Origin of the sequence: Polynucleobacter sp. MWH-UH24A, from assembly GCF_018687475.1 — a bacterium.
Taxonomy (GTDB): Bacteria; Pseudomonadota; Gammaproteobacteria; order Burkholderiales; family Burkholderiaceae; genus Polynucleobacter.
Map to the genome: position 1 here is coordinate 662,526 of NZ_CP061292.1, position 17,195 is coordinate 679,720.

Annotated in this window: 22 protein-coding genes; 16 read left to right on the forward strand and 6 right to left on the reverse strand. The window is 46.7% G+C overall.

The features are described from left to right. The first annotated feature begins 82 nt into the window (after window positions 1–82). Complete coding sequence (locus ICV32_RS03470; RefSeq protein WP_215371951.1) at window positions 83–664, forward strand: urate hydroxylase PuuD; 582 nt, start codon at window positions 83–85, stop codon at window positions 662–664. A 45-nt stretch (window positions 665–709) separates the two neighbouring features. Here the strand turns inward: ICV32_RS03470 and ICV32_RS03475 are convergent, their stop codons facing one another. Genes ICV32_RS03475 through ICV32_RS03490 form a run of 4 tightly spaced genes read right to left on the reverse strand, consistent with a single transcriptional unit; the run spans window position 710 to window position 4,325 of the window. After that, window positions 710–1,609 carry an amidohydrolase gene (locus ICV32_RS03475; protein ID WP_215371953.1) on the reverse strand — a complete coding sequence of 300 codons (900 nt, stop codon included), beginning with the start codon at window positions 1,607–1,609 and terminating at the stop codon, window positions 710–712. Continuing rightward, complete coding sequence (locus ICV32_RS03480; RefSeq protein ID WP_215371954.1) at window positions 1,596–2,585, reverse strand: tripartite tricarboxylate transporter substrate binding protein; 990 nt, start codon at window positions 2,583–2,585, stop codon at window positions 1,596–1,598. The genes ICV32_RS03475 and ICV32_RS03480 overlap by 14 nt, the downstream gene beginning before the upstream one ends. 32 nt (window positions 2,586–2,617) lie before the next feature. Then, window positions 2,618–3,409, reverse strand: coding sequence for a 3-oxoadipate enol-lactonase (pcaD, locus tag ICV32_RS03485; RefSeq protein ID WP_215371956.1), 792 nt, complete (start codon window positions 3,407–3,409; stop codon window positions 2,618–2,620). Between the two features lie 31 nt (window positions 3,410–3,440). After that, window positions 3,441–4,325 (reverse strand): lipid A biosynthesis acyltransferase, encoded by an 885-nt coding sequence (locus ICV32_RS03490; RefSeq protein WP_215371958.1) that lies wholly within the window; start codon window positions 4,323–4,325, stop codon window positions 3,441–3,443. Between the two features lie 69 nt (window positions 4,326–4,394). On the opposite strand from ICV32_RS03490, the gene ICV32_RS03495 reads away from it, so the two are divergent. The 11 genes from ICV32_RS03495 (at window position 4,395) to ICV32_RS03545 (ending at window position 13,359) form a co-directional block, all read left to right on the forward strand. After that, window positions 4,395–4,907 (forward strand): HPP family protein, encoded by a 513-nt coding sequence (locus ICV32_RS03495; protein WP_215371961.1) that lies wholly within the window; start codon window positions 4,395–4,397, stop codon window positions 4,905–4,907. Between the two features lie 138 nt (window positions 4,908–5,045). Further along, window positions 5,046–5,471, forward strand: a complete 426-nt coding sequence (locus ICV32_RS03500; RefSeq protein WP_215371963.1) for a universal stress protein — start codon at window positions 5,046–5,048, stop codon at window positions 5,469–5,471. A 58-nt stretch (window positions 5,472–5,529) separates the two neighbouring features. After that, window positions 5,530–7,965, forward strand: coding sequence for a heavy metal translocating P-type ATPase (locus tag ICV32_RS03505; RefSeq protein WP_215371964.1), 2,436 nt, complete (start codon window positions 5,530–5,532; stop codon window positions 7,963–7,965). Window positions 7,966–7,979: 14 nt separating this feature from the next. Continuing rightward, window positions 7,980–8,150 carry a cbb3-type cytochrome oxidase assembly protein CcoS gene (ccoS, locus tag ICV32_RS03510; RefSeq protein ID WP_215371966.1) on the forward strand — a complete coding sequence of 57 codons (171 nt, stop codon included), beginning with the start codon at window positions 7,980–7,982 and terminating at the stop codon, window positions 8,148–8,150. Between the two features lie 81 nt (window positions 8,151–8,231). Continuing rightward, the gene (gene ccoN / locus ICV32_RS03515) at window positions 8,232–9,677 is read left to right on the forward strand and encodes a cytochrome-c oxidase, cbb3-type subunit I (protein ID WP_215371968.1); all 1,446 of its coding nucleotides are present in this window, start codon (window positions 8,232–8,234) and stop codon (window positions 9,675–9,677) included. A 13-nt stretch (window positions 9,678–9,690) separates the two neighbouring features. Continuing rightward, on the forward strand, window positions 9,691–10,335 hold the full coding sequence (gene ccoO, locus ICV32_RS03520) for a cytochrome-c oxidase, cbb3-type subunit II (protein WP_215371970.1): 645 nt from the start codon (window positions 9,691–9,693) through the stop codon (window positions 10,333–10,335). Between the two features lie 11 nt (window positions 10,336–10,346). Continuing rightward, window positions 10,347–10,514 carry a CcoQ/FixQ family Cbb3-type cytochrome c oxidase assembly chaperone gene (locus ICV32_RS03525; protein WP_108508153.1) on the forward strand — a complete coding sequence of 56 codons (168 nt, stop codon included), beginning with the start codon at window positions 10,347–10,349 and terminating at the stop codon, window positions 10,512–10,514. Next, a complete protein-coding gene (ccoP, locus tag ICV32_RS03530; RefSeq protein WP_215371972.1) occupies window positions 10,511–11,434 on the forward strand; it encodes a cytochrome-c oxidase, cbb3-type subunit III in 924 nt (307 codons plus the stop codon). The genes ICV32_RS03525 and ccoP overlap by 4 nt, the downstream gene beginning before the upstream one ends. Before the next feature lie 4 nt (window positions 11,435–11,438). Beyond that, a complete protein-coding gene (gene ccoG / locus ICV32_RS03535) occupies window positions 11,439–12,896 on the forward strand; it encodes a cytochrome c oxidase accessory protein CcoG (RefSeq protein ID WP_215371974.1) in 1,458 nt (485 codons plus the stop codon). Between the two features lie 17 nt (window positions 12,897–12,913). Further along, on the forward strand, window positions 12,914–13,102 hold the full coding sequence (locus ICV32_RS03540) for a hypothetical protein (protein ID WP_215371976.1): 189 nt from the start codon (window positions 12,914–12,916) through the stop codon (window positions 13,100–13,102). After that, a complete protein-coding gene (locus ICV32_RS03545; RefSeq protein WP_215371978.1) occupies window positions 13,099–13,359 on the forward strand; it encodes a hypothetical protein in 261 nt (86 codons plus the stop codon). The genes ICV32_RS03540 and ICV32_RS03545 overlap by 4 nt, the downstream gene beginning before the upstream one ends. Here ICV32_RS03545 and ICV32_RS03550 read toward each other — a convergent pair. Beyond that, window positions 13,352–14,116 (reverse strand): cyclic nucleotide-binding domain-containing protein, encoded by a 765-nt coding sequence (locus ICV32_RS03550; protein ID WP_215371980.1) that lies wholly within the window; start codon window positions 14,114–14,116, stop codon window positions 13,352–13,354. The two genes, ICV32_RS03545 and ICV32_RS03550, sit on opposite strands and share 8 nt — an antisense overlap. Window positions 14,117–14,166: 50 nt before the next feature. Between ICV32_RS03550 and ICV32_RS03555 the strand changes: the two genes are divergently transcribed. Further along, window positions 14,167–14,889 (forward strand): sulfite exporter TauE/SafE family protein, encoded by a 723-nt coding sequence (locus ICV32_RS03555; protein ID WP_215371982.1) that lies wholly within the window; start codon window positions 14,167–14,169, stop codon window positions 14,887–14,889. Here the strand turns inward: ICV32_RS03555 and ICV32_RS03560 are convergent. After that, window positions 14,886–15,707 carry a sulfite exporter TauE/SafE family protein gene (locus ICV32_RS03560; RefSeq protein ID WP_215371984.1) on the reverse strand — a complete coding sequence of 274 codons (822 nt, stop codon included), beginning with the start codon at window positions 15,705–15,707 and terminating at the stop codon, window positions 14,886–14,888. The genes ICV32_RS03555 and ICV32_RS03560 overlap by 4 nt on opposite strands. A 90-nt stretch (window positions 15,708–15,797) precedes the next feature. Here ICV32_RS03560 and ICV32_RS03565 point away from each other — a divergent pair, with 90 nt between their 5' ends. The 3 genes from ICV32_RS03565 to ICV32_RS03575 are packed head-to-tail and all read left to right on the forward strand — an operon-like array spanning window position 15,798 to window position 17,193. Further along, window positions 15,798–16,661 carry an MBL fold metallo-hydrolase gene (locus ICV32_RS03565; protein ID WP_215371986.1) on the forward strand — a complete coding sequence of 288 codons (864 nt, stop codon included), beginning with the start codon at window positions 15,798–15,800 and terminating at the stop codon, window positions 16,659–16,661. Between the two features lie 11 nt (window positions 16,662–16,672). Further along, a complete protein-coding gene (locus tag ICV32_RS03570; protein ID WP_251371919.1) occupies window positions 16,673–16,978 on the forward strand; it encodes a metalloregulator ArsR/SmtB family transcription factor in 306 nt (101 codons plus the stop codon). Between the two features lie 23 nt (window positions 16,979–17,001). After that, window positions 17,002–17,193, forward strand: a complete 192-nt coding sequence (locus ICV32_RS03575) for a DUF2892 domain-containing protein (protein ID WP_371817069.1) — start codon at window positions 17,002–17,004, stop codon at window positions 17,191–17,193. Window positions 17,194–17,195: the final 2 nt, after the last annotated feature.

The following is a 17,195-nucleotide window of genomic DNA, read 5'->3' on the forward strand; positions in this document are numbered from 1 at the left end:
TAATAACTACCAATCAGGATCAAGGCAAAAGCCATGACTTTGGTATATAGTTGCAGGGTTTGTTCCTTTAGGAGACTATTAAATGGCATCAATCTTGACCTCCCTTGGCCGCACCGTTCTAGCAGGTTTTGTGCTCTTGGTGCTGATCATTATTCTATTCGGCAGCTCTAATATCGGTAATCCAGGTTGGATTTCTTTTGTATTCCGTTACCTGCATGTGATATCAGGCGTGATGTGGATTGGCTTGTTGTGGTACTTTAATTTTGTACAAATTCCATCGATGCCTAAGATTCCGGATGAACAAAAACCAGCGATTGGTAAAGTAATTGCTCCGACCGCACTCTTTTGGTTTCGATTCGCCGCCATGGCTACGGTGTTAACCGGAATTATCCTGGCGATTCTGAACGGCTACGCCCATCAAGCTTTTACCTTGCAACAGCCTTTCCTTGCAATTGGTCTTGGCATGTGGATTGCTCTCATCATGGCATTTAACGTTTGGTTCATTATTTGGCCCAATCAAAAACGGGCTCTCGGCATTGTGACTGTTGACGCAGACACGAAAGCTAAATCTGCACGTACTGCAATGTTGACTTCACGTATTAATACCGTTTTATCGATCCCCATGTTGTATTTAATGGTGGCTCAGCAGAATATGGGTCTTTAAAAATCCATCGATATTAAAATTCAGCCCGCACTGCGGGCTGTTTTTTTAGGCATCGCCTTCAAATTGATACAAACGCTCTGGGTTCTCACTAAGAACCTGCCTGCGTAACGTTGGGTCTGGTACCCACTCTTGAAGTAAATCGACAAGATCCGCATCATTAGGCATTACCCCCTTGACCATCACATGGGGCCAGTCTGTACCCCACACCACTTGCCTTGGATTGGCTGCGATTAAGGCATGCGCAAATGGATTGGTATCGGCATAGGGGACTCTTGCTTCCGATGTGATTCGGTAGGGGCCTGTTAGTTTGACCCAAGCACGCTCCTCACGCATCAGCGATAACAAGTTTTGAAATCCACGATCTTTGACACCGAGATTTGTTTTTAAATACCCAAGATGTCCTAGAACGACTGGGACAGGGAAATTCGATAAGAGTTGTGCGAGATCTGGGAACTCATTAACGTGCATCAGAAATTCTAAATGCCAGCCAAAGGGTGCAATCTTATTTGCTAATGCGGACAATTGGCTAATTGGTAGAACACCTTTAGCCTCAGCAAGATCCACAATATTACAGCGCACTCCACGAATTCCCGCAAGATGAAGATCTTCTAATGCTGTATCGCTAATATCCCAATCCACCACTGCGACTCCCCGAAAGCGCGATGGATTTTTTTGTATCGCTGCAAGCAGTGCGCGATTATCCGTTCCATAAATACTGGGCTGGACCAATACCGAGCGTTGAACCCCAAGACTATCCAGTAGTGCCTCATAGTGGGGAAGTAAGGCATCTGGTGGGGTATAGATCCGATTTGCTATGTAGGGATACAGCGATTGAGGCCCACAGATGTGCGCATGGCAATCGGTTGCATTCTTACAAAGAACGAGACCAGGCTTTTTGAGGGCCTGGTCTGGAGCTTGGCAAAGGGGTGCGTTATTGAGGTTCAATCCCAGCGTCTTTGGCAATCTTGGTGTACTTGCTGATTTCACTACGAACAAACTTTTCAGTTTCGGCAAGATTCATTGGTTTAATGGTGATGCCTGCTTTGGCATATGCCGATTTCACTTCAGAGTCCCCTAGGGCACGATTGATATCGGCATTGAGCTTTTGCAAGATCGCTGGTGGTGTGGCCGATGGAGCCCAGACGCCAACCCATAAACCAATATCAAAACCCGAGAATCCTTGTTCGGCAATGGTTGGGATCGTAGGAGCCGCCTCGGCACGGCTCGCGCTTGTTACGCCTAAGGCACGAACTTTGCCACCCTGAATCTGTGAAATGGCAGTTTGTAAAGGAGCCATGTAGAAGGCGGTACGACCAGCAATGGTTTCTTGAATCGCCTCAGGAGATCCCTTGAAGGGGACGTGCAGCATCTTAATGCCAGCGGTTTGATTGAAATACTCGGCGGCTAAATGGGTTGAACTACCGACCCCAGCGCTCGCAAATGGAATATCACCTGGTTTCGCTTTGGCGGCATTGATTAAATCTTTGAGAGTTTTGTAAGGACTCTCAGCAGACACAATCAGCGCATAGGGGCTACTGCCCAAAATATTGACATCGGTCAGACTCTTTAGGTCATAGGGCAGTTTTTTATAAATCGCAGGATTGGCGGCATAGGATGCCGATTGAACCAAAAGGGTGTAACCATCGGGTTCAGAGTTCACCACCACACCAGTACCTAGCAAGCCACCAGCACCGGGACGGTTTTCAATAATGACGGGCTGCTTCCAAGTTTCTGCAAGACTCTTGGCAACAATGCGACCAGCAATGTCAGCGCCCGATCCAGGCGTGAGAGGCACAACCATTTTGACGGTTTTATTGGGGTAACTGGCTGCGGCGCTTTGTGCTTGAATTGGCAGACTCAATGTCCCAGTAAATGCAAGCGCTGTGGCAGCAATGAGGTATTTTTTAATACGAATTTGCATGATGTCTCCTTTTTATTATGACTGCTTGAGTACTATGCCACAGAATCTAAGAATCCCCGTAAGGCATTATTAAATTCAGCGGGTTTCTCAATGTTTGATAGGTGCGCAGCTTGATCAATGGTGACTAGCGAGGACTGAGCAATTAATCGATGCAATACGGTAGATTGCTCATAGGTACAAGCCGGATCTTGCATGCCCAATAAAATTAATGTTGGGGCTTTTATTTTTAAGAGCATCGTCGATTGCGCCATATCCCGAACCGCACTGGCGCAGCCCAAATAGCCTTCCACGGGTGTCGCCAGAATCATTTTTCTTACTCGTTCAATCTGATCTGGTTCGCGTTCAATAAAGTCGTTTAAGAACCAACGTTTGATGGTTCCATCCACGAGGCCAGCAATCCCTTGTGATCTCGCAATGGCAAAACGCTCCTCCCACATACTGCGCGGAGGCATCTCGCTGGCGGTATCGCAAAGACTGAGTGATAAAACATTTTCCGGGTAATTAGCACCAATGTATTGGCAAATCATGCCCCCCATGGAGAGGCCTGCAAAATGCGCCTTCTTAATTCCCAGAGCGCGCATCAGGGAAATTAAGTCTTCCGCTAGAAGGGCGATGCTGTAGGGACCTGGGGTTACTTCACTTTGCCCATGACCGCGAGTGTCGTAACGGATCACTCGATAACGGTCAGTGAGCGCAGGCAGGGTGCGATCCCACATTTCGATGCTTGACATCAGACTATTGCTTAAAAAAATCGTTGGACCATTTTCTGGGCCGTCAATTTGATAAGCCATCTTCATTTGGTTAGCGCTAATAAACTGTCTCATCTCGATATCTCCTTGAGATGCTATTTTTACACTAATAAATCCGAACTTCTCCAGTAGGGCGATTTTTAAAGCGTTTATGAACCCAATAGTATTCAGCGGGACGCAGACGAATTGCATTTTCAAAGCATTGATTGAGACGAGCGGTATCAGCTTCTTCATCATCACTTGGAAATGACTCAAGAGCTTTACCGATATGGCAAACATATCCAGAGCAATCAGGATTAAGAGTGGTTTGCATAATGCAAACTTCGGCACCGCTGAGTTTGGCTAAACGTGAAATCGCGGTAATCGTATTGGTTTGAACTCCAAAGAATGGGACAAATACCGAGTCTTTGATGCCAAGATCAATGTCAGGTGCGATGAAAACAAAATTGCCATTTTTAATTTCTCGAACCGTTTCGATGAGATGCCCTTGCCTTGGAATGGATCGTCCACCGAAGCGGCCGCGCCACTCGATGATCTTTTGATCAAAAAATGGATTTTTCATCTTTTGATAGAGCGTCACTCCGCGCGGCCAATCCATTTTCTCGGCTAGGGCACACAAAGCAATACCACCTTCAATGCCTACAAAATGGGGGTTGACCAAAATACGGGGCTTTCGATCCCCTAATTCAATTTCAGAATCAATCTGAATCATTTCATTGATCTGAGCGGGGGTGCCAAGCCAAATCCGACTGCGTTCCAAAATACTGCGCCCAAATAACTGCCAATGTTGCAAAGCCAACACCTCAATTTCTTTAGCAGATAGTTTTGGAAAACAAAGACGTAAGTTAATTAAGACCACGCGCTGACGATCGCTTGGTATATGGGCGACGATCCATCCTAAACCACGACCCAGTTGAATAATCCATGCATATGGAAGAATTAGGACAAAGCGTAACAGTGATACGGAGAGGTGGTTAAGAAAGGTTTGCAAATAAGTCCTCGTGAGGTATCACTATATACCTCAATAAAGACCCTACAAACTATGGCGTAAACTGCGTACATGAAACAAACCATTTTGCGGATCCTCTGGGTTTTGGGTGGGGCAAGTGTGGCGTTGTTTTTGGCCTTGCATGTGGTTCGTCCACAAGATTCCACCTTGTTACTCGCATCATTAGGTGGTTCCACCTTGTTCCTATTTGGTCTAACAACCTTGCCGCCAACTCAGCCTAGAGCTCTATTTGGTGGACATCTACTATCTGCCCTCATTGGAGTGATCTGTTATCAAGTCTTTGGCGATTCAACTTGGGTGTTGGTCGTATCGGTACTTATTACGATCGCGGTGTTATTGCTAACGAAGACAGTGCATCCGCCCGCAGGAGCCAACCCCTTGATCATGATTCATGCGCATGCTGGTTTTATGGATATTTGGACCCATGTTCTGCTGGGCGTCATCGTATTGGCTGCCACCACATTTGTTTGGTCACGACTTGGTATCGGCACTGCAAGGTACCCTGTCAAATGGAATCAAGAGTCTCCGCCCGGACCCCATTGGGGTCCCTGGGGATCAACGTAAGCTTGATTGATCAATGATCCAACGGCCCGCGCTGGAATTGAATACGTATAAAAACCGGTTGTATTTGATATAGATCAAAAAGATAGTTAACCAAAACAATACACTGGACTTATTAAATCAAATAGCGAAAGAGAGCATATGAAAATACTACTACCAATTGATGGCTCAAAGACTTCATTGAGTGCCGCTAAGTATGTTGCTCAACTGGTTGCAAATATACGTAGTAAGTGTTCTGTCACTTTAATTAGTGTTCATGATGATTTTGGCCTTAATCACGTTAAGCAATTTGTCAGCAAAAGCGTAGTGGATGACTATTTACGTGAAATTAGTGAAAAAGAGTTAAAACCTGCCCAGAAAGCTCTAGATGCAGCAGGCGTTAAGCACAATATGATTATCAAGCGCGGTCATGTTGCTCAAGAAATTCTACAAACTGCCACAAAAGAAAAGTTTGACATGATTGTAATGGGCGCTAAGGGTCGTGGCGGTATGCTCGATCTCTTGATTGGATCGGTTGCTCAACGGGTTGTGTCGTCAGCCAAGCAGCCTGTTCTCTTGGTTAAATAATTTGGTATTGATCTACTGGGAGGGCTGCCTTGGCAGCCCTTTGTTTTTGTAGGCTCGTATGACTACTTCATCGATACCGTGCTACCACTGCGGCAGTGATACTGAGGCTAAAAGCGCCTTGCATGCAGACTTAGGCGGTACATCGCGCCCATTTTGTTGTGCTGGCTGCATGGCGGTCGCTCAAACCATTTATGGGGAAGGTCTTGAGAGTTTTTATCAGCGTCAGGTACCGGCTGGCGAACGTCCTGACTATTTACTAGCTGGTAATGAATTACCTGAAACACTCGAAGTCTATAACGATCCGACCCTGCAAGCGCGCTTTGTGAAGGTTTTGGATTCCGGCTTTGCTGAATCGATCTTGTCCCTCGAAAAAATCCGTTGTGCAGCATGTGTTTGGCTTTGTGATCATCATTTGCAGCGCGTCTTTGGAATTGATGATGTCCAAATTAATTACGTCACGTTAAAAGCCATTGTGCGCTTTGATCCTCAGAAAATTACCTTACCAAAAATATTGTATGAGGTGCAGCGCATTGGATATCTAGCCTGGCCTTATGAGCCCTCGGAGTTGGCTCTACGCAGTAAGCGCGAGCGCAGAAATTTATTGTTTCGTTTGGGGGTTGCGCTCTTAGGCATGATGCAAGTCATGATGTATGCCTGGCCGATTTATACCGACTCTGTTGATCTGTCTCCAGAAAATAATCTCTTACTGAACTGGACAAGTTGGCTATTAACTGTTCCTGTTGTTCTCTACTCCGCAGCCCCAATCTTTAGTTCAGCATGGCGCAGTATGCGCTCTTTTGCGCAAACGCGATCCTTGGGGATGGATGTGCCAATTGCCTTAGCACTGGGGATGGCCTTTACAGTAGGCACCGTCAATTTAGTAGTGGGGGATGGTCCGAGTTATTTTGATTCGATCACAATGTTTGTGGCATTTACTCTTGGGGCACGTTACATCGAATTGATTGCCAGGCAGGATGCTCAAAGTGGTTCAGAGGCCTTAGCCAAACAGCTTCCGGCTAGCTGTGAGCGCTACCTGGATTATCCCAAGAGTACTGCGGTTGAGCGCATACCGGTGGTGCGTTGTCTCGTCGGCGATCGAGTTCGGGTGGGCCCTGGTGAGATTATTCCGGCGGATGGCGTACTAATCGATTCATATACCAGCGTGAGTGAAGCGTTATTGACTGGCGAGTCAAGGCCGATACAAAAGTCTCGTGGTGATCACTTGTTTGCGGGTACGCATAACATTCAAAATAGTATTGCGATGGAGATTACGGCGGTGGGCCAGACTACCCGCTTGGCTGGCATTGCAATCTTGTTAGATCGTGCTCTCCAAGCGAAGCCACCCCTGTTGGGATTGGCCGAAATCTGGGCCGGTCGATTTGTGATTCTTCTAATCATCGCAGCGATCATCAGTAGCGCAACTTGGTTACTGGTAGATCCAAGTAGGGCTTGGCCTGTGATGCTTGGTGTATTGGTGGCAAGTTGTCCTTGTGCATTGTCATTAGCAATTCCTACTGCATTAGCAGCTGCTCAGGGTGCGCTAACCAAGATTGGTTTATTAGTGATTCATGGTCGCGCCCTTGAAGGTTTGAGTAAAGCAAACACCTTGGTCATGGATAAAACCGGAACGCTAACGATCGGTGAGCCTCGTATACAAACCATCACCGTATTTCGCAATGGCATGACTGAAGGTGAGGTGTTAGCGCTGGCAGTTGGCATGGAAGAGGGACAGAACCATCCTTTGGGCTTGGCATTTGGTCTTGCACTCCGAGAGCGTGGCTTAATGCCTCATCATTTTTTAGAGCGAAGCGCCAATCACTTGGGTAAAGGGTTATCCAATGGCAACTACCGACTTGGTAAGGCCGACTGGGTGGGTGTGCAATCGTTACCCACCCCATTTGATGTGCTCTATAGTCATGTTTACTTAGGGGATGATCAAGGGCTCATCGCTCAATTCAGCTTTTTAGATCGCCCCAGAGAGGGCGTTGCAACTTTATTGCAATATGCACATGCCCATGGGATTGCGGTTCATCTATTGTCGGGTGATACGCCTGCAACCGTTGAGGCCTGGGCGCACCATCACGGAATTGCACATTACCGGGGTGGTGCTAGCCCTGAAGAAAAATACGAGTTTATTCGTCAACTGCAAGCCGATGGCGCCAAAGTGTGTGCGATTGGTGATGGGGTTAATGATGCGCCGTTCCTAGCAAAAGCCGATGTGTCAATCGCAATGGGAAGCGGCGCTCCATTGGCAGCTGCCGGTGCAGACGCTGTATTGATCAGTCCTCATTTTGAGACCTTGGTGAAGGCATTTTCCTTAGCGCATCGTACCCAAAAAATTATTCGGCAAAATCTTCTATGGGCGTTCTTGTATAACGTGACGGTTATTCCGGTAGCAATGATGGCGTGGATTAATCCTTGGGTGGCTGGTATTGGAATGGCATCCTCATCGCTTTTAGTAACGCTTAATGCATGGCGTTTACGTAAGGTCTAGATTAGACTAATTGCATGGAAAGCTTGTATTTACTAATTCCCTTATCGCTTTTGCTGGTCGCGGGCCTTGCCTATTTGTTGTATTGGTCGATTCAGGGTGGTCAGTTCGACGACCTCCAGGGCCCCGGCGAGTCAATCTTGCTTGATGATGATGGCCCCCAGCGCAAAGACCCCCCTAATATTTGATCTACATCAAAATACGGATGTTCCCCTAACTCGATAATTTCCCAAAGCTTTTAGCCCAGTCATTTTGCTTAGGGAGGTTGTATGGCGTTAGCCATCAGTGGGTCGCAAGACACAAACTTTAATTACAAGGTCGTTAGTCAATTTGCCATCATTACGGTGTTATGGGGCATTGTCGGCATGTTTGTCGGGGTGGTTCTGGCAGCTCAGCTGATTTGGCCAGAGATCACAATGAACATTCCTTGGTTAAGCTATGGTCGCTTAAGACCCCTGCATACCAACGCGGTGATTTTTGCCTTCGGGGGTAGTGCTTTATTTGCAACCTCCTATTACATCGTGCAACGCACCTGTCAGGTCCGACTATTCAGTGACAAATTGGCTGCATTTACCTTTTGGGGTTGGCAGCTCGTGATCGTGGCAGCTGCGATTACCTTACCACTTGGGATTACCACCTCAAAAGAGTATGCCGAATTGGAGTGGCCCATCGATATTCTGATTACGGTTGTTTGGGTTGCTTATGCGATTGTGTTTTTTGGCACCATCATGAAGCGCAAGACCAAGCATATTTATGTATCGAACTGGTTCTTTGGCGCCTATATTCTGACCATTGCCATTTTGCATATTGTGAACAATATTGAGATGCCAGCAAGTTTGTGGAAGTCCTACTCGGCATACTCTGGTGCACAAGATGCCATGATTCAATGGTGGTATGGTCACAATGCCGTAGGCTTTTTCTTGACCACTAGCTTCTTGGGCATGATGTATTACTTCATTCCTAAGCAGGCCGATCGCCCAATTTATTCCTATCGTTTATCGATCGTGCATTTCTGGGCCCTTAACTTTACCTATATGTGGGCAGGCCCCCATCATTTGCAGTACACCTCATTGCCTGATTGGACCCAATCGCTAGGCATGGTGTTCTCATTAATTTTGTTAGCACCCTCGTGGGGCGGCATGATCAACGGCATCATGACCCTATCTGGGGCTTGGTACAAATTACGCAGTGACCCCATCCTCAAATTCTTAATCGTGGCGCTGTCGTTCTACGGTATGTCAACCTTTGAGGGTTCAATGATGTCGATTAAGACCGTTAATGGCTTGTCGCACTACACCGATTGGACTATCGGCCACGTTCATTCTGGCGCTTTGGGCTGGGTTGCCATGATCACAATCGGTTCTTTGTACTACCTGATTCCTCGTTTAGTTGGTAAGAAGGAGATGTATAGCACTCGTCTCATTGAGTTGCATTTCTGGATTGCTACCATTGGCGTGGTTCTCTATATTGCTGCGATGTGGATTGCAGGTGTGATGCAGGGCTTGATGTGGAGAGCTTTTGAGGCTGATGGCACATTGACCTATAGCTTTGTTGAATCGGTTAAGGCCAGTTATCCCTTCTACGTGATTCGACTCTTAGGCGGTATTTGTTACTTGGGCGGCATGTTCTTGATGGCGTACAACGTTTTCAAGACTTTATATGGCGAACGCTTTGTGGACGCACGGATTCCAACAAACCTTCAAGTTGCTCATTAATCCGGAGAAAAAAATGTCAGATCAACATAAATTTTTCTCTCACGCCACCCTCGAAAAGAACGTCGGTTGGCTCATCATCACCACCATTTTCGTAGTTAGCGTGGCTGGCCTCGTACAAATTGTGCCGCTCTTTTTCCAGCACTCAACCACCGAGCCAAGCCCTGGAATCAAGCCGTTCACAGCATTGCAATTGGCTGGACGTGACATTTACCAGCGCGAAGGTTGCGTTGGCTGCCATTCCCAGCAAATTCGTACTTTGCGTTCGGAGACCGAGCGCTATGGTCCATATTCTGTCGCTGGCGAATCGGTTTTTGATCACCCATTCCTATGGGGTAGCAAACGAACAGGACCTGACCTTGCTCGTGTGGGCGGTCGCTACTCCGATGATTGGCAGCGTATCCATTTGCGTAATCCTCGAGATGTCGTTCCAGAATCGAATATGCCAGCTTATCCATACTTGCAAAATGCACCAGCGAATGTTTCGAGCATTCAAAAACACATGCGTGCATTAAAGCGTCTGGGGGTTCCATATACCGATGACGAAATTGCAAATGCCCCGAAAGAGCTTGAAGGGAAAACGGAAGAGGATGCCTTAGTCGCCTATTTGCAGGGCTTGGGTCTTAATCGCCGCGCTACTACTAAAACTGCCAGCCAATAAAGGAGATCAGCATGCAAGCATTTACCGCTTATCTATCGGCAATATCGAGCACTTTTGGCTTGTTTGTGTTTCTAGGAATTATTTGGTGGGCTTGGTCGAAGCATCGCAAGGCTGCTAATGAGGAGTCAGCAAATTTACCATTTGCACTTCCGGATGAGTTTCAGAAGGATCAATCATGAGTGATTTTTTTAGTCCCGGTTGGAGTATTTTTATTGCGATCGTTACGATCGTTGGCATTATTTGGTGTTTATGGTTATTGATGTCACAACGTAAAACTAAGGTACCAACCGATTCTTCGGGTAACGTAACCGATACGGGTCATGTCTGGGATGATGATCTACGTGAACTGAATAATCCATTACCACGCTGGTGGATGTGGATGTTCATTATCTCATGCATCTTCGGAGCTATTTATCTGGTTCTTTATCCCGGTTTGGGCGCCTATCAAGGTATCTTGGGATACAGTACTCAAGCAGAGCATGATCAATCCGTGCAGACCGCAAATAAAGATCTGCAACCGGTTTATGCCAAATACATGCAAATGAGTATTGAGCAAGTTGCGGCCGATCCCAAAGCCAACGAAATGGGGCAGCGCTTATTTTTAAACTATTGCGCACAATGCCATGGCTCAGATGCCGGGGGCTCCAAGGGTTTTCCAAACTTGCATGACAAAGATTATTTGTATGGTGGTGAACCCGAGTTGATTCGGACATCGATTGTGCAAGGCCGCGCAGGTGTTATGCCTGCTTTTGGACATCTAAGTTCTGCCCAAATTAGTGAGGTGGTCGCCTATGTCCGCAGTCTCTCGAATTTGCCCGCAAACGATTTGCGAGTTGCTCAGGGTGAGGCTGTCTACAAATCCAACTGTGCTGCTTGCCACGGCCCTGATGGTAAAGGCAATATCATTCTGGGGGCACCCAATTTAACCGACAGGGTGTGGCTCTATGGTAGTTCAGAGAAAGCGATTACTGAGACTGTGCAAAAGGGTCGAAATGGGGTCATGCCAGGCCATGAGGCAATTCTTACTCCCGAAAAGATTCAGATTCTGACGGCGTATGTTTGGGGTTTATCGCATCAGCCAATGAGTACAAAGAAGTAAAGCCATGAATCAAACTTCAGCGACACAGACTGCTGTCGACAGCAAGCCTGTGATCGAGATCGTAGAGCAGTCGCTTTACGAAGTTCGTAAACATATTTATCCGCGCTCAGTTAGTGGACCGTTTGCAAGCTGGCGGTTGGTCTTTGTGGTGCTTACCCAGTTGTTGTACTACGGACTACCGTGGCTCAGCTGGAATGATCGTCAGGCTGTTTTATTTGATTTAGTACAGCGTAAGTTTTACATCTTTGGTTTGGTATTGTGGCCGCAGGATGTGATTTATCTCACGCTACTGCTGATTTTATCGGCGCTTAGCCTATTTCTATTTACTGCTGTCGCAGGCCGTTTATTTTGTGGCTACGCTTGTCCGCAAACGGTCTACACCGAAATCTTCATGTGGATTGAGCGCAAAGTGGAGGGCGATCGGTTTGCCCGCATTCGCTTGGATGGAGAAGAGTGGCCTTGGAGTTTTAAAAAGTGGCGACTGAAAATCACGAAACATGCATTGTGGCTTCTCATTGCCCTGTGGACTGGTTTTACCTTTATTGGGTATTTCACGCCCATTAAAGAACTAAGCGCCAACATCTTGGCTTTTTCTTTGGGTCCATGGCAAACGTTCTGGCTGTTTTTCTATAGCTTTGCAACATGGGGCAATGCAGGGTTTATGCGCGAGCAGGTTTGTAAATATATGTGCCCCTATGCACGATTTCAAAGTGTGATGGTCGATAAAGACACCTTTGTCGTGACCTACGACAAGATGCGCGGTGAGCCGCGTGGTAGTCGCAACAAGTCAGAAAATCAAGTTCAAAAGGGCTTGGGTGATTGCGTCGATTGCAGTATCTGTGTTCAAGTATGCCCCACAGGGATTGATATTCGTGATGGTTTGCAATACATGTGCATTGGCTGCGGTGCTTGTATCGATGCTTGTAATCAAGTGATGAATAAGATGCGTTACCCCAAGGGCTTGGTGCGTTATACCACCGAGCGCGCCATGCTAAATCGTGAATCGAATCAATCGGCACGCAGCCATTTATTTCGTCCACGCATCTTGATTTATTCCTCAATTATTTTTGTATTGACCTCGGTTTTCTTATTCTCACTCTTTACACGTAATCCACTTCGTGTTGATGTGATGCGCGATCGCGGAGCCTTGGCTCGAGAAGTTGACGGTCGCTATATTGAGAACGTCTATCGAATTCAACTCATGAACTCTTCAGAGTCGCCAATGCGGGTGGCTGTTAAAGCTACTGGTTTGCCAGATATTGCAGTGCTTGATGCTGGTGGTAAGGTTATTCACAGTGTGGTGATTGCGCCAGCCAGTAATTTATTGATTCCTGTGAAGGTGAGTGTGGCGATCAATGAGGCGATATCGGGATCGCACCCCATCCAATTCGAGTTTCGTGGTCTGGAGGGTGAGCAAATCCGTTCGCGAGATGAAAAATCAAGTTTTATTGTGCCCCGATAATGAAAGGGAGAGACATTATGAAAGCAGAACCGCAAAGTTCAAAACCATGGTGGAAACAGCTTTGGCCCTGGTTATTAATTCTGGGACCTGCGTTGGCAGCCATTGGTTGTGCAATTACTATTTACTTAGCCTTTACCGTACATGCCGATGAACCCGTTCGGGATGGCGTTAAGCGGGGACTTAAGGTTGAACAGGTGCAACCGTGAAACTGAAGACAGCCATTTGGATTCTTTGGCCTTCTTTTTTGGCAGCAATCATTGCGGAAGGCTTGGTATTTAGTTTATTTAAGCCTGAAGATTTGTTGCTGTTTGGTCAGCCGCATCAGTTATCCAATGAAGCGATCTACTCAATTGGTTTTTTTGCCTTTTGGTCCATCTGCGCCATTTCAAGCGCGATCTCATTATTTATCGTACGCGACTGTTTTTTAGATTCAAAGTCATCGGATGATGACTTGCTCAACTAAGTCGCACAGGCGATGAACAGTTGGTTTTATCATTCGCGTTTGGCACTCCAGCGAGCTGGTAGAGTCCCTCAATGTCGATTAGCTTGACATGGCGTTGCTTAATCTGCAATAAGCCAGACTCGGTAAAACGTGACAACATCCTACTCACTGTTTCAATTTGAATCCCTAGGTAACTACCAATGTCCTCGCGACTCATCTTTAAATCGAATTCAGTAAATTCGTATCCACGCGCAGCATACCGTTGGGAGAGATTAATTAAAAATCCAGCAAGTCGTTCTTCGGCTCTGAGAGTTCCCAATGACAGTAAATGACGTTGGTCTTGAGTTAATTCGCGACTTAAAATACGGTGAAATTGATGTTGCAAACTGGGTATTTGTGACGCAAGGTTTTCAAATTCGGAGAAGCGAATGATGCAAACCTCACTTTCTTCGAGCGCAATTGCATTGGCCTGGTATTGGTGCTCGCCAATACCGTCCAAACCCAAAATCTCACCAGGCATATGAAAGCCAATGATTTGTGCTCGACCATCCGGTAATGAATGCTCTGTTTTTAGGGTACCAAAACGAACGCTGTATATGGCGTTGAGCGGTTCACCGTGCCGGTATAAGGTATCGCCCTTGTGGAGATGGACTCGATCTTTGACGAGAGTGTCCACTTGCGTCACTTCATTGGCAGAAAGGCCCAGTGGCAAACAAAATTGCCCCAAAACGCAGGTGGAGCATTTGTTCAGAATTTCTTTACTGGAAGAAATATTCATGATGATGCATATTTTAGTCGAGTGTCCAAAAAACTTCTATTTCACGCCCCATGCTCAGTAGCACATTATTTATTGGAATTCTTCTAGCCACAATGGCTAGCAGTTGGCATTGTGCTCTGATGTGTGGGGGAATTGCGGCCTCGATCGATCAATCAGTAGCAAAAATTAAGGTTTACCCCAATCGGTCGAAGGTTGTTTGGGATCAAATGGTGGTTCATTTGGCAAGGATTGCCAGTTACATGACTTTGGGAGTAGGGGCTGCTTGGCTGGGAGTTGCTTTTTGGAGGCAAGAAGTGATTCCAATTCAGCGAGCATTATTTGGAATTACAGCGGGGATTCTCTTCTATCAAGCCTATCGGTTGATCAATCCAAGCGGTAAGAGAATTACCCATCTTTTTGGTCAAACAATTGCACAGGCCTTATCGCAATGGTGGGCAAAACACTTTGCAAAATCTCGAACTGGGCTAGCGCGTTGGATCACGGGAATGCTTTGGGGCTTGGTACCGTGCAGTTTAGTTTATGGAGTGCTGGCTCTTGCATTCTTGTCGGGCGATCCAATCGTGGGCGCATTACTGATGCTGGCAATGGGATTAGGTACTTTGCCTAGCCTATTGATATTGACCAAGGTCAGTGGTGCCTTGATGCAGTTCGGACAGAAGGCTTGGGTACGATACCTTGCCGCACTCTTATTGATAGTAACTGCTGTTTATGGGTTTTATCGTGGTATGACCTTGCCGGCCGAGTTATTAAAGGGCGGATTTTGTTTGACCTAAAGCGCTTTCATTATCAAACCAATCGCAACGAGCCCTGAGAACCCAGCAAAGATGAGTTGAGTCCATTGACTGCTGATCTTCGGAGCAATCAGGCGACCAGTCATCATCCCGGTAATCGCACCAAATGCAAATGGGATCGCAACTAGCCAGTTCATGGTTCCGGCAAGCCCAGAGCCTGCGACGCCCCCCAATGAAATTAGAGACAGTACACCCAAGGAGGTGGCAACGATCGATTGCATTGGCAGATCACTAATGCGTTTGAGTGCGGGAACAATCACAAAGCCACCCCCAACACCTAAAAGCCCGGATAAAAATCCAGCCAATGCTCCAGAGCCAATCAGTGCTCGCGCACAAGGGACGGTCCAAATTAAGCGACCAATCGATAAATCGAGAGAGCAGGGTACTGCTTTTGGCTCTTTAAAAATCCCCTTTGATTGTTGATAGGCTTCTACAAAAATACGTCCTGCTACGTAGAGGAGCACGATCGCAAAAATCAGCATCAAGGGTTGATTCGGAATTTGGTGCGCCAGCCAAAGCCCCACGGGTGACAATAGCAAGCCCGCAAAGGCCAATAGAGTGGCAGCACGATACCTTAACAATCCAGTTCGCAATGCCAAGATGGCGCCGAGTGCCGATGATATGGTTACCGCCAATAGTCCAATAGGACTTGCCTCAACCATGGGTAGGTTGAGAATAAAAATAAGTAAGGGAACCGACAAGATCCCACCGCCGGCGCCCGTTAGCGCCATGATGAGGCCAACGAACACGCCAAGCCCTGCAGGGATGAGATGGGGTTGTAAAAGACCGATTAAATCCATCAAGATAGTATGAACGACTTACCTTTAATTAAATCAAAATATATTATATAATTAAATATATTGTAATTCACCTTGGATAAGGAGTAAAGCATGCAAAAGCCAATCGTTAAAGCCTTTTTCGATCAGGGAACATGGACCTTTACCTACGTGGTTTATGAAAAACCGAATACGCCATGCGTGGTGATTGATTCGGTGCTGAACTATGACCCAAAATCTGGCCGTACTAAGACGAAGTCTGCCGATGAGGTCATTGCCTTCGTCAAAGAACAGGGGCTCACGGTGGATTGGATTTTAGAGACCCATGCGCATGCGGATCACCTCAGTGCTGCGCCGTATCTTCAAAAGCATCTTGGTGGCAAGATCGCCATTGGTTCGCATATTCAGGATGTGCAAAAAGTATTTAAAGGAATTTTTAATCTTGAGAGTGAGTTTCCAACCAATGGCTCGCAATTTGATTACTTGATCGAAGAGGGCCAGGACATATATGCGGGTAACTTAACCATCCATCCCCTATTTGTTCCTGGCCATACGCCTGCATGCATGGCCTATGCGATTGGTGATGCGATCTTTGTTGGCGATACGATCTTTATGCCGGATGTTGGGACTGCGCGTTGTGATTTTCCGGGCGGCAATGCCAAAACACTCTATCAGTCAGTGCAAAAGATTTTGTCTTACCCAGATGACACGCGATTATTCATGTGCCATGATTACCCGCCCACCGATCGCCCGATCGCCTATGAAGCTACGGTGGGCGAGGAGAAGCGGAAAAACATTCATGTTCATCAGGGGGTCACCGAAGCTCAGTTTGTGGAGATGCGTAATCAGCGTGATCAGACCTTGGAGATGCCAGTTTTGATCTTGCCCTCGATTCAGGTCAATATTCGTGCCGGTCACCCACCACCTGCTGAAGCAAATGGTAAGACCTATCTCAAAATCCCGTTCAATGTCCTCTAATTGGTGAATCGATGGCTATCAATATCAATTTAAAGAAAATGCGCCAGTCGGCTGATAAAGCGGTTGATTTAATGAAGGTTCTAGGAAATCGAGACCGAATGATGTTGTTGTGTGAAATTAGTCAAGGTGAAAAATGCGTGGGTGAGTTAGAAGATTCTTTGGATATTCATCAACCAACCCTCTCACAGCAATTAACTGTTTTGCGCAAGAAAAAGCTGGTTAAAACCCGTCGCGAGGGGAAGCAAATTTATTACTCTGGCGCCAACCCTGTAGCGATGTCGGTGATGAACTTGCTCTATCAAAATTACTGTAAATAACTAATTGATTAAAAAGGAGGTTTATGATGCAATGTAATGTCGGCCATACGGATCGAGTCCTGCGAATTACCGCAGGAAGTTTATTAATTCTTTTATCGTTAAGCGGAGTGATTGGAGCATGGGGATGGATCGGGCTTGTGCCATTAGCAACTGGCATCTTTCGTTTCTGTCCAGCGTATCCGCTCTTAGGGATGAATACCGCCAAGAAGAAGTAACG